The organism is Proteiniborus sp. DW1, from assembly GCF_900095305.1.
Classification (GTDB): domain Bacteria; phylum Bacillota; class Clostridia; order Tissierellales; family Proteiniboraceae; genus Proteiniborus.
Window position 1 is genome coordinate 1 of the sequence record NZ_FMDO01000016.1, and the last position, 12,982, is coordinate 12,982.

Annotated in this window: 12 protein-coding genes and 1 other annotated feature; of the genes, 10 read left to right on the forward strand and 2 right to left on the reverse strand. The window is 32.7% G+C overall.

Translation table 11 applies throughout. The annotated features are described in order from the left end of the window. Nucleotides 1-52: 52 nt before the first annotated feature. Both DW1_RS04550 and DW1_RS04555 read left to right on the forward strand, forming a co-directional pair. Nucleotides 53-1,195, forward strand: a complete 1,143-nt coding sequence (locus DW1_RS04550) for a hypothetical protein (RefSeq protein ID WP_074349460.1) — start codon at nt 53-55, stop codon at nt 1,193-1,195. Between the two features lie 68 nt (nt 1,196-1,263). Next, nucleotides 1,264-1,740, forward strand: a complete 477-nt coding sequence (locus DW1_RS04555) for a pyridoxamine 5'-phosphate oxidase family protein (protein WP_074349461.1) — start codon at nt 1,264-1,266, stop codon at nt 1,738-1,740. A gap of 172 nt (nt 1,741-1,912) precedes the next feature. Here the strand turns inward: DW1_RS04555 and DW1_RS04560 are convergent, their stop codons facing one another. Further along, nucleotides 1,913-2,137 carry a hypothetical protein gene (locus DW1_RS04560; protein WP_074349462.1) on the reverse strand — a complete coding sequence of 75 codons (225 nt, stop codon included), beginning with the start codon at nt 2,135-2,137 and terminating at the stop codon, nt 1,913-1,915. A 237-nt stretch (nt 2,138-2,374) separates the two neighbouring features. Between DW1_RS04560 and DW1_RS04570 the strand changes: the two genes are divergently transcribed. Both DW1_RS04570 and DW1_RS04575 read left to right on the forward strand, forming a co-directional pair. Beyond that, on the forward strand, nt 2,375-2,725 hold the full coding sequence (locus tag DW1_RS04570) for a PadR family transcriptional regulator (RefSeq protein WP_074349464.1): 351 nt from the start codon (nt 2,375-2,377) through the stop codon (nt 2,723-2,725). After that, on the forward strand, nt 2,709-4,076 hold the full coding sequence (locus tag DW1_RS04575) for an FtsW/RodA/SpoVE family cell cycle protein (RefSeq protein WP_074349465.1): 1,368 nt from the start codon (nt 2,709-2,711) through the stop codon (nt 4,074-4,076). The genes DW1_RS04570 and DW1_RS04575 overlap by 17 nt, the downstream gene beginning before the upstream one ends. A 226-nt stretch (nt 4,077-4,302) precedes the next feature. Here DW1_RS04575 and DW1_RS04580 read toward each other — a convergent pair whose 3' ends face one another. Then, nucleotides 4,303-5,310, reverse strand: a complete 1,008-nt coding sequence (locus tag DW1_RS04580) for an ABC transporter substrate-binding protein (protein WP_074349466.1) — start codon at nt 5,308-5,310, stop codon at nt 4,303-4,305. Between the two features lie 396 nt (nt 5,311-5,706). On the opposite strand from DW1_RS04580, the gene pgsA reads away from it, so the two are divergent. The 6 genes from pgsA to DW1_RS15460 all read left to right on the forward strand — a co-directional run bounded on the left by pgsA (nt 5,707) and on the right by DW1_RS15460 (nt 12,958). Further along, nucleotides 5,707-6,252: a CDP-diacylglycerol--glycerol-3-phosphate 3-phosphatidyltransferase gene (pgsA, locus tag DW1_RS04585; RefSeq protein ID WP_074349467.1), complete on the forward strand. Its 546-nt coding sequence runs from the start codon at nt 5,707-5,709 to the stop codon at nt 6,250-6,252. Between the two features lie 43 nt (nt 6,253-6,295). Continuing rightward, nucleotides 6,296-6,516, forward strand: a binding site (T-box leader). Between the two features lie 41 nt (nt 6,517-6,557). Continuing rightward, nucleotides 6,558-6,731 carry a hypothetical protein gene (locus tag DW1_RS15455; RefSeq protein WP_159433549.1) on the forward strand — a complete coding sequence of 58 codons (174 nt, stop codon included), beginning with the start codon at nt 6,558-6,560 and terminating at the stop codon, nt 6,729-6,731. A gap of 37 nt (nt 6,732-6,768) precedes the next feature. Continuing rightward, a complete protein-coding gene (locus DW1_RS04590) occupies nt 6,769-9,411 on the forward strand; it encodes a valine--tRNA ligase (RefSeq protein ID WP_074349468.1) in 2,643 nt (880 codons plus the stop codon). 155 nt (nt 9,412-9,566) lie between these two features. Beyond that, nucleotides 9,567-11,213, forward strand: a complete 1,647-nt coding sequence (locus DW1_RS04595) for a hypothetical protein (protein ID WP_074349469.1) — start codon at nt 9,567-9,569, stop codon at nt 11,211-11,213. A 159-nt stretch (nt 11,214-11,372) separates the two neighbouring features. Then, nucleotides 11,373-12,671, forward strand: coding sequence for a bifunctional folylpolyglutamate synthase/dihydrofolate synthase (locus DW1_RS04600; protein WP_074349470.1), 1,299 nt, complete (start codon nt 11,373-11,375; stop codon nt 12,669-12,671). Nucleotides 12,672-12,820: 149 nt separating this feature from the next. Beyond that, nucleotides 12,821-12,958, forward strand: a complete 138-nt coding sequence (locus tag DW1_RS15460; protein WP_159433550.1) for a hypothetical protein — start codon at nt 12,821-12,823, stop codon at nt 12,956-12,958. The last annotated feature ends 24 nt before the right edge of the window (nt 12,959-12,982 follow it).

Sequence of the window (12,982 nt, forward strand, 5' to 3'; positions counted from 1 at the left end):
ATTGTTGATATACTAGAAACAGTATAATATCAAAAACAGAAGGAGCGAAAAAATGAGTACACATCACGGTGGTCCAGTAACGCAAAAAACCATTAGTGAAATAGCTAAATACATAAAAAAATTGATACCGGTGAATATACCTGAGACTTATGCACTGAAACCTATGTTTGAAAACGTTGCAAGGGAAGAAGATATACGAAACGGCGTTATTGCCTTCAGGAACTTTTTGTATTTATTTTGTGACTGCTTAATCTCAGACGGACATTTATATGTCAAGCCGCAAAAAAATCCAAAGAGTGAGACAGATTATCCATTTTTATATAAAGTTACAGACCTGTTAGCTGACATAGGTTATTATGGTAAACTGACTGAGAGCGGTGATACTTTATTAATAGCTGAATTACCATCGTTTATCGCATCAGTTGATGAGAAAGGTAATATTGAGAAAGCTAAAAACTCAGTTTCTAATCTTATTGAATGTATGCGGTTTTTATCTCTCTGTGGTTTTGTCTTTACTGGTATTGATTTAGAAGCAAAGAAGCCTAATATTTCTAAAGTACAGAATTTAGAAGTATCATATCCAAATGCTCCTGCCTTGCTGGCGGGGTTAAAAGCCATGGCGATTGCTGATATAGAATTGCGGACAAAAAGGTATAAGAACGATAATAATCACGATAATCTTTTACGATGCGATTATAGATTATTAAAGGCAGAAGATACAGACGTGTTCGATGTTTTGAAAGATTTTTTACATCCGTTACCCGAAAAAGTCCAAAAGTTCGCCTTAGAATTACATCAGCGTTATATAGATATGGGTATGACCTGTGTAACGATCATATCTACATTTGAAGTTCATTTTGCTTATTCATATATAAAGAATAGCAAACGGGTCTTATCCACACGGGATGTATATCAGCAAAGAGTATGGGAGTTTGCATTATCTGTGAGACATGACTATTGTTTAGTTATAAGAGCCAAAAAAACAGATAAATATGCGGATATTATTAAAAGTTTTCCTTTATCTTTACAAGAAAAAATTGCAAGGGGATATGGCTGTGACAGGAAACTGCGTAACGAACCTTGTAAAGGCGGTTGTCAAGGGTTTCGTATACCTTTGGATGATTCAATATTAAATATCAGCAGGAGTATTGAAACATGGCTTGATAGTGAGGTATCGTGTTATTTAGGTAAATAAACACTCTCCATGTTATAAATGGAAAAGTGTTTAATTTAAAAAAATATTTTAAATGGGGGAACTAAAAAATGAGCAAATATGAAAACGCAATCAAACTTATGGAGGAATTCTGTGGAAACGGTAAGGACAATCTTGTTGCCCTTGCAACAATATCATTGACGCCGAATGCTGCCGGTAATCCCCGACCTTCTGTCCGCATGGTTAATGCATATTATGAAGATGGCATGTTTTATATTTCTTCAGCTTCTTGGAAAAACAAAACGCTGGAGATTGAGAAGAACAATGAGGTTTCCATCTGTGGATTAGACTTGTTCACCGCTAAGGGTACGGCTGAGAATCTTGGCTGGGTTAAAGATGAGAAAAATGCGGAAATCAGAGCAAAGATGAAAAAATATTTCGAATGGTTTGAAGATCATGCCAGCGAGGATAGTCCAGACTCAATCGTTCTCCGCATTACCCTCACAGAAGGAACGATTACTGACAACGAGCAAAAATACGGCGAATGGCAATATAAAGTTGATTTTATAAATAAAACAGCGGAGTAAATCAAACTGTTATTAACAAGCATAATTCCAGTTACGCTACCAATGATATAAAATTATGATTATCCCAATATTATTTGCAGGGAAAGGGAATCCTCCCTTCCCTCAAATGTGTAGTACCAGTTCTTAAAACAATTAAGCTTCGGAAATTAAATAATCTGAGGCTTAATTAGTCTTATTCAATATTTTCCATTGCCTTCTTAGTAAAATCAGTATTCACAACCTTTTCATAACCAGCTCTTTGCTTTAACTCAACAGCTAATTCTATAATATCCATAATATGATTGAGACCTTCTTCAGTTAATACAAGGTCTGGATTCAAAGTATCCTGGGCTTTATATCTTTGTACTAGACTTATTAATATTTCTTTTTCAGTCTCAACAAAATTAGGTTGTATCACATCTACATTTTCTTTATAAAACTATGTTTTTGATACAGAAAATTATAAATATTACAAATGAAATTATTGAAGCTACTTCATTTGTAAAAAGATATCTTTTGGTTAATTTGCCTATAGAGAACCAAACAATGACAGAGATATTAATAACTAAAGATAGTCATATATTATTATTGACATATATAGATTACCTATATATACTTATATATAGGTAATCTATATATAAGGAGAGGATGAATTGTGTCTATTAATAAAAGCTTGCTGACTGGTAGTGCAGCAATGCTTATACTAAAGTTACTTGAAGACGAGGACATGTATGGATATCAGATGATTGAGGAACTTGCAAAAAGGTCTAATGATACTTTTTCACTAAAAGCTGGAACCCTATATCCTTTATTACATGATCTCGAGAAAAAAGGAATGATAACTTCATATGAAAAAAATGCAGATAATGCTAGAGTGAGAAAATATTATAGTATTACAAAAAAAGGTAAAGGATTACTTGTTGAAAAAAAGGAAGAGTGGAAAAGTTATTCATCTGCTATTAATCAAGTTTTAGAAGGAGGGGGAAATTTTGCAACAATCCAATAAAGTAAGTGAATATATAAGCGCTGTTTGTGATCAAATAAGATGGAAAAAGGCACATGCTGTTATATCAAAGGAAATTGAAGACCATATAAGCGACCAAAAAAATGCCTTTATAGTTAGTGGATTAGATGAAGAAACAGCAACGAATAAAGCAATAAAGGAAATGGGAGATCCTGTTCTTATTGGCTCTGAGTTTGACCATATATATAGACCTAAAGTTGAGTGGAGTGTAATTGTGATGACTGCTATTATGCTTTTACTCGGAATAGCTATAAGAGTTTTCATTACATATAACTCTGACATTCAATTGATTCTTTCGAAAAATGTGTTTAGTATAATTATAGGAATTGGATGCGTGGCATTATTCTATTTTTTGGATTTTACTATTATAGGTAAGTATCCAAAAGCAATTTACTTTAGTTTTAATGCTATAACTATTGTAGCTACGTTGCTATCTCCAATATATAATGGTAGAAGCTTTTATACTCAGTTCTTATTATTGCTTTTTCCTATAGTTTTTGCTGGAATAATCTATAGTATGAGGACTAAAGGTTATCTTGGGGTTATTCTAAGTGGTGTTTCCATGGCTATTCCTATGTTTATAGGTGTTATGAGTGTACATTATTCTAGTGTAGTACTATTTACATTAGCTTGTCTTATTTTACTCACATATGCTATTGTAAAAGGATGGTTTAATGTAAAGAAATTAAATGCAATACTTCTTATCTACATTCCAACAGTTATTAGCTCATTTGCTATTTTATTTAGTAGTCCTTATCGCTTGGAACGATTAATGACTTCCGTAGTCCCTTCTCTTGATCCCAGGGGTTCTGGATGGATTGCAACAATAACAAGAAAAATAATAACTAATGCTAAGTTCATTGGACAAGGTGATTTTAAGTTGGCAGAATTACCTGTTACCAAAGCTTTACCATGTATAGAAACTGATTATTTGCTAACATACTTAATTCATGAACTTGGGTGGATATCATTTTTTGTCATAATGGCTGTTTTAATCTTATTTATTATTAGGTTATTTATTCTATGTTCAAGGCAAAAAAGTGTTCTAGGTAAATTGGTATCTACTTCAGCACTAATTACTTTTACAATGCAAATTATAATTTATGCTTCAAGTAACCTTGGACTACCAGTACTAACTCAGCAGACATTACCGCTAATTTCTTATGGAGGAACAGCTACTATAATAAACATGATTTTAATAGGTATATTGCTTTCGGTATTTAAAGCAGATATCTTAGTAAGCGATAAAACATTTATGATATCATCTGAGAAAAATAGTTTATTTGAGATAGTTGATGGCAAAATAATAATAAACTTAAATACAAGAGAATAACATTTTTGGTTAGATAGGCTTGAATAGCTATTGTTTGAGGAATTTGCATGATTGTTTAATTAGACCAAAAAATAATTCAGAACAATTAGTAATTCAAAAAACAACACTAAAGTAGGTAAAATCAAGTTAAGGGAGATGGCTTTATGCTCATTTCCCTTAATTATACACCTTATTAGCAATTGGTATAGTATTGAAGGCTAGATAATAATCTGAGGATTATTTAGACTTATTTAATATGTTTCATAGATTCTTCAGCAAACTCAGTATTCACAACCTTATCATAATCAGCTCTTTGCTCTAACTCACCAGCTAACTCCATAATATCCATCATGTGATTTAGACCTTCTTCAGTTAATACAAGGTCTGGTTTCCAAGTATCTTGGTCTTTGTATCTTTGTACTAGACTTATCAATATTTCTCTTTCAGTCTCAACAAAATGAGGCTGTAGAGCATCTGCAACTTCTTCTACTGAATGTGATTGAACCCAAAGCATACCTTTATAAATAGCGTTTGTAAACTTCTGAATTATGTCGGGATTCTTTTCAATATAGGTCTTCTTAGCACTATAGCAAGTATATGGAATATATCCACTTTCCTGACCAATAGATGCAACAACGTAGCCCTTACCTTCCTTCTCTAGCTGAGAGGCTACTGGTTCAAATAGTGTTACATAATCACCTTCTCCAGCAGTAAATGCACCAGCCATCATTTCAAACTGTACATCTGTACGCAACTCAAGGTCTACTCCTGGTTGGAGCCCATGGTTTTTAACTACATATTCTAAAGTCATATATGGCATCCCGCCTTTACGTCCACCAAGTACAGATTTACCACGTAATTTATCAAAATTAAAATCAGGGTCTGGCTCCCTAGCTACTAGGAAGGAACCATCTTTTTGTGTTAATTGAGCGAAGTTAACAGCATAATCCTCTTTATTTGAATTGTATACATATATAGTTGCTTCTGGTCCCATAAAACCTATGTCTGCTTCACCACTGAGTATTGCAGTCATGCACTTATCTGCACCTTTTCCGTTTATAAGCTCAATTTTTAAGCCTTCTTCTTCAAAGAATCCTTTGTTAATAGCTACGTATTGAGGTGCATAGAAAACTGAGTGGGTTACCTCAATTAGCTTTATATTCTTTAGAGTGTCGTCCTTTTGACATCCCACCAAAAATGTAGATGCTAAAATTGTTATAAGTAAAACTATAGAAACTAGCTTCAGTCTTGTCATTTTATCCCTCCTAATTTTACAAATAGATTAATTTTATAATATTCATTTACTCAGGAAAGGTTACAAAATGAAAATTGCATACCTACATATTTCTGATACCTAAAAAACATAATAAATTAAGAAATTTTGCAGGAAATTCATATAATGTAGTAGAATAATATTAAGAAATAAACCTAACTATATACATATATAATAGAAAATTACTATTGCTACCTTAAAGGTAATAAATATAGTCTTTATTGAAATGTTAAAACTAGGTTTGCTTCTTTGAAGCTTGCTTTTGCTAAATTTTCTGAATTATATTGATGTAGAGTCATCCTGTTCATCATAATAATATAATATTATATAAATCTTCTTTTTCAGCTCGTGCTATAAATAACTTAATTGAGGTGACATATGAACATACCTAATACTTTGACAACTATAAGATTTTTTTTGATTCCGATTTTTGTGCTTGTATTTTATTCATCAATAGAGAATAATGTGTTGTATGCTTCCCTTGTATTCGCTTTAGCAGGTATTACAGATGTGTTGGATGGTTATATTGCTAGAGCCTATAATATGGTAACTAAGTGGGGAGTAGCCATGGATCCCTTGGCAGATAAGCTTATGCAGCTAACAGTACTTATATGCTTTACTAGTAAATCATATTTACCAATATGGGTAATAATAGTAGTGGGAATAAAGGAATTATTAATGATAATCGGAGCATTATTTCTTTATTATAATGTTGATAAAACAGTTATTCCTGCCAATAAGTTTGGGAAAGTTGCTACTATAGCTTTTTATGTGGCTATATTATCAATAGCCTTTAATCTTCCAGATACAATTAACTTTATACTTATATTAGTAGCTGTAGTACTTACACTAACAGCTTTTATCAATTACCTATTAGGCTTCAAAGAAGTTAGGAAGGATAATAAAAACATTAAATCCTATTGACAAATTTAATTTTGTTATATATCATTAAAATAAAAATTAATATAGTATTGCAATGAAGAAGAGGAGTAAGTAAATAACCTACATAGAGAGTATAGTCCATAGGCTGAAAGACTTTACTAGGCAATGTTTACTGAAGGTAGCTTCTGAGCTTTCAAGCTGAAAATATAGTAGGCTTGAACGGTTGTAGCCGTTATTTTAATGAGAGCTAGATACGTTGTATCTGGAAATAAGGTGGTACCGCGATTACGGCCCTTCGTCCTTATAATGTGACGGAGGGCATTTATTATTTATAGGATGTGATTGGCTTGATTTTAAAATTAGGTATGCTTTTAATTATTTTAGGGACAGTTATAATTTTTGGCTCTGACATACTGTTTAAGCGAGGCAAGATAACTACACTACAATCCTTATTAAAGATTAAGCTAATAGGTTTAGGACTGACTATTGCAGCAACATTACTAATGATATTCGGTAAGTAAAAGCTAACTAAAAGACTAATACAAGGAGGTTTTTTATATGAGCGAAGGATTAGCTAAAACATATAATCCCAAGGAATTTGAAGAAAGAATTTATCAATACTGGAATGAAAAGGGTCATTTTAAAGCAGATGTAAATAAGGAGAAAAAGCCATTTACAATTATGATGCCACCTCCAAACGTTACAGGTAACCTACACATGGGTCATGCACTTAATGGTACTATCCAAGATATACTTACTAGATGGAAGAGGATGGAGGGATATGAGGCTCTTTGGCTTCCAGGAACTGACCATGCTAGTATATCTACAGAGGCGAGAGTAGTTGCCAAAATTGAATCAGAAGGAAAAAACAAATATGAACTTGGAAGAGAAAAGTTTCTTGAAGAAGCATGGGACTGGACAGAGAAGTATGGCGGGAATATTAGAAATCAGCTAAGAAAGCTAGGAGTTTCGTGTGATTGGTCAAAGGAAAGATTTACTTTAGATGAGGGTTTAAGTAAAGCTGTTGAAGAAGCGTTCATTAGGCTATATGAAAAAGGACTAATTTATAGAGGTGACAGAATAATTAACTGGTGTCCTAGCTGTGGTACTGCACTTTCTGATGCAGAGGTTGAGCATGAGGAGTCTCAGGGAAAGCTTTGGCATATTAAATATCCAGTTAAAGATAGTGACGAATTCATAGTTATAGCTACAACAAGGCCTGAAACTATGTTAGGTGACTTAGCAGTAGCAGTACATCCTGAGGATGAAAGATATAGCAGTTTAATAGGCAAGACATTAATTCTTCCATTAGTAAATAGAGAAATCCCAATAATTGCTGATGAATACGTTGAAAAGGAATTTGGGACAGGAGCTGTTAAAATAACGCCATCACATGACCCTAATGACTTTGAGGTTGGCGCAAGACACAACCTAGGTCAACTTAAGATTATGGATGACTATGGACATATTAATGAACATGGTGGTAAATATAGTGGACTAGAAAGATATGAAGCTAGAAAAGAAATAATAAAGGATTTAGAAGAACAAGGATATTTAGTTGAAACTAAAGATCACACCAATAACGTAGGTCACTGCGAAAGATGTAGTACAGTAGTAGAGCCAATAATATCAAAACAATGGTTTGTTAAAATGCAGCCATTAGCTGAGCCTGCAATTAAAGCTTTAAAAGAAGAAAAGCTTAAGTTTATACCAGATAGATTTGGAAGGATTTATCTACATTGGTTAGAAAATATTAGAGACTGGTGTATATCTAGACAATTGTGGTGGGGACATAGGCTACCTGTATATTATTGTCAGGATTGCAATGAGGTTATAGTTTCTAGAGAGAAACCAGAAAAATGCAGCTGTGGAAGTACAAACATTGCTCAAGACCCAGATACTCTAGATACTTGGTTCTCATCTGCATTGTGGCCATTCTCCACACTAGGCTGGCCAGAAAACACAGAGGAATTAAAATATTTCTATCCTACAGATGTACTAGTTACAGGATACGATATAATATTTTTCTGGGTTGTTAGAATGGTATTTTCAGGACTAGAGTACGTTGGCGATATACCTTTTGAGAATGTGTTCATCACAGGACTTGTAAGAGACTCTCAAGGAAGAAAAATGAGTAAGTCACTTGGAAATGGAATAGATCCATTAGACTTAATAGAGCAATATGGAGCAGATGCTTTGAGATTTTCTCTAGTTACAGGAAACACGCCTGGAAACGACATGAGATTCTATATTGAAAGAGTTGAGTCTAGCAGAAACTTTGCAAATAAATTATGGAATGCATCTAGATTTGTCCTAATGCATTTAGATGGTACTAACATTCCTCAGGATGAGACAAAGCTACAGTTTGCAGAAGAGGATAAGTGGATTATCTCAAGGGCTAATAATGTAGCCAAAGAAGTAACTGAAAACTTGAGAAAGTTTGAATTAGGTATAGCAGCACAAAAGATTTATGACTTCACTTGGAATGAGTACTGTGACTGGTATATTGAAATGGTTAAGCCAAGACTATTTAGTGAAGACCAAGAGGATAAGGATACAGCTAAGTATGTACTATTATCAGTTTTAAAGGATATTCTAAAGCTTCTACATCCGTTTATCCCATACATTACAGAGGAAATATGGGCTAACTTACCAGGAAAAACTAATGACCTAATTGTTGAGAGCTGGCCTGTATATGATGAAAACAAAGACTATAAAGCTGCTGAAAAGGCTATAGAATTCATAATGGAAGCAGTTAAGAGCATAAGAAATATTAGAGCTGAAATGAATGTAGTTCCTTCTAAAAAGGCAAAGGCTATATTTATGACTACAGATAGTGAACTAAGGAATATACTTAGTTCATCGGAAAGATACTTTAAGACTCTAGCATCTGCTTCAGAAATTGAGGTAGTAGAGAGCAAGGAAAATATTAGTGATGATGCTATGTCAGCCGTAGTTGGCAATTGTACAATTTTCTTACCTCTAGAGGATTTAGTTGATATAGAGAAGGAAATAGAGAGACTAGAAAAGGAAAGAGAAAAGCTTGAAGGGGAAATCAAAAGAGTAAAAGGCAAGCTTTCAAATGAAGGCTTTGTAAGTAAAGCTCCAAAGCAAGTAATTGAACAAGAGAAAGAGAAGGAAATAAAATACCAGCAAATGATGGAAAAAGTATTAGACAGATTAGCTAGCTTAAGAAAGTAGCAGATACAAAAAATGTGGAGCTCATCAGTATTGACATAATGCTGATGAGTTTTCATGTTTCATTTATTAATAAAAGTTCATAAAAATCTGAACCTTTAAAATATTCAATAAAGTTTGAATGTGATAAAATATAAAAGATAGGGGGTGCAGTTCCAGTGAAAAAAAGAAAGTTTTCCTTAAGGCTTTTTCTAATATTTATAATTACTTTTTTATTTATCTCTTTCATTCATATAAGCTTCAATGCAACAATCATAGCTAGACAGCCATCACCTAATTGGAGTAGGGGGATTGAGGTCACTACAACTCCATTTACAAGAGAAATTGTTGCAGGTATGACTAGTGAAAGAGATATACTAATTATTGCTCCTATAAAGGATGGAAAAGAGATACTTAAAATAACAAAATTAAATAAAGATATGCAAATTAAAGAAGAATATGAAGCTAGTATAGATAAGTTTAATATAAATACAATTACTTCTGATGATATTCAGCTTATAGGCAACAATCTATATTGGAGAGATAATAAAGAGAGTGCCTTATATACATCAACTCTAGATGATGCTAGCAAAAGATTTGGAGAAGTAGTAAAGCTTAATGAAAATGTGGTAGATTTCCAAGTAGCTGAGGATGCTAGATATTTAGTAGTTGTACTTTCAGGTGGGAAGGTGGCCCTCTATAAAGAGCAAGGTGGAGAGTATATTGAGCTAGAAGGACCGTCTGATTTAAGTAATATTCAGATGGTTAATATTATAACTAACAATGATACTATATATCTACAAACAGCAATATATAATGAAGAGAATTCCAATAAAGAGGTTTATATAACTGAATATAAGGATAATAAATGGGCAAAATCTGTCTATATGACATCCTTGTTAGAAGTAAAGAATCAAATTAAGGATATAGAATTAGCTGTGGATGAAGATTATGTTTATTCTATTTCATCTGTTCAAGGAGATGATAAGACTAGCTATACTTATTTGATTAATGGTTATAGTAAAGATACTAAGGAGTCATTTGAAGAGATAAAAGCTAAGTGGGCTATAGACCTTAAGGTTCAGTATTTTTCAAGCAAACCTGTTATATTTGATAGTGAAGAAGAGGGATTAACAGTATTTACAACAGCACCAAGCAACCTAGATGTTAGAGCAACTAGTTCAAATGTTATTAAGCTTAATCTTACGAAGGATGGATTTAAAAGTGCTGAGTTAGTATCAAATACAAAAAAATGGTCTAATCAAGTAGTTGTCTTGAGAGATAATAATACTGATTATGTATTATGGAACGAGTCGGGAGGCTTTGGCTCAACTATAATTATGGGTACAAGCAATGATAGGACTGTTATAGAGAATCATGCTAATATAACAACTAAGGATATTAAAGATGCTATTGCAGAAGAAGTACCTCACATAGTTAACTTATTAATAGTGTCAGTTGGAGCAAGATTATTTAGCATCTTTCCTTCCATTATTTGGCTATTATGCATGTTTATGTGGAATAGTGCAATGGAGAAGAGGTATAACCTATACTTAATCATAGGGATGATAATTCATTTAATATTCCAAGCTATATCCATAGACTTTTACTATGGGAAGTCCTATATTATGCCTGACTTTCTTACTTTAAATTTAGTCAAACACATGATACCATTTTTATTTGCAGCTTTAGCTGGGATTGTTTCATATATATATAAGAAAGAAGCTGACGAACCACAGAGCTATAAAGTATATGCATTGTTTATAGTGTACTATCATATTTTCATCAATTATTTATTTGTACCCTATTTGTTTAACGCTAACTAGGTAATTTGTTGAGCTAGTTAACTTAATTGAAATTTAATTAACTATCTCAACAAGTAAAGTTAGTATTTTATGATATAACCCGATTTTTCGACAGGAACTCTTGTCTAAAATAAAAAATAGTTATACAATATAGTAGATAAATTTTACAGGAGTGAGAAAATGAACTACAGAGAAGCTTTAGAGTATATACATGGGACAAAAAAATTTGGTAGCAAGCTTGGGCTACATAATATTAGTGAGTTACTAGAGTTATTAGGTAATCCTCAAAATGATCTAAAATTTATACATGTAGCAGGTACTAATGGAAAAGGCTCAACATCATCATTTATTGCAAATATCCTTATTGAAGGAGGGTATAAAGTAGGGCTTTTTACATCACCATACTTAGAGGTATTTAATGAAAGAATGAGAATAAATAATCAAGACATAAGTGATGATAGCTTAGCTAAGGTAACATTAGCTGTGAAGGAAAAAGTTGACGAAATGCTAAATAAGGGTATGGCACATCCTACAGAGTTTGAGATAGTAACTGCCATAGCTATGCAATATTATAAGGAAGAAAAAGCTGATTTTGTCGTTCTTGAGGTAGGCCTTGGAGGTAGGTATGATTCTACAAATGTAATAAAAAATTCTATAGCATCAGTAATTACAACTATTTCAATGGATCATACAGATATACTAGGTGATACCCTAGGTAAAATCGCTTATGAAAAAGCTGGGATAATCAAAGATAATGGATTTGCTATTTGCTATCCCCAAGACAAGGAAGCAGAGGACGTTATACTAGAGGTTGCAAAAGAGAAGAATGCTAAGTTAACATTTGTACCTACAGAAAACTTAGAAGTTATAGAAACTACTGAATTTGGAAGCAAGTTTAATTTTGAATATAAAAATACTAAAATGTCTGATTTGGAAATAGGGCTTATTGGAACACATCAAGCACAGAATGCAGCTACTGCTTTGACAGCTGTATTAGCTCTTAGAGATGAAGGGTATTTATCCATATCAGATGATGCCATAAGAAGGGGCTTAAAGCAAACAAAATGGAGTGGAAGGCTAGAAGTACTAAGAAGAAATCCTACATTCCTCATAGATGGAGCCCACAATATTCAAGGTATACAAGCACTTAAAAAGACTGTAAACAGTATATTTAAATATGATAAGCTCATATTAGGTGTGGCTATACTATCAGATAAAGATGTTGATCATATGATAGAAGAACTAGTTCCTATTGCAGACAAGATAGTAGTTACGGAGGCAAATATATTTAGAGCCATGAAGGCAGAAGATTTAGCAGCTAAAATAGAAAAATATAATAATAATATTATCATAGAAAGTAATATAGAAAAAGCAGTACAAAAAACTTTTGAAATTGCAAATGAAAATGACCTTATTGTTTTTTCAGGTTCCCTTTATTTAATCGGAGATGTAAGAACAGTAGTAAATAAAATGAATTAGCTATATTTGTACTCTTTATTGAATAAAATAATATTATTCTATTCAATAGGGAGGGATATGCAATCGTACTAGAGTTTAGACAATATAAGAGATTAGATGATGAGGAGCTACTAGAAAAAGCTATTGCCCAAATAAATGAGATGAAGTATATGCACTTTGACGAAAATGAGCATGTACATTTTTCACAAATGACAATACTTAATAATCTTATTAGAGAAATAAAACTAAGGGAATTAAAACTAGAGAAAACTAGATTAGTGGAGAATATTCTCACAGAAATCAAATAGATGCTTAATGCATCTATTTTTCTT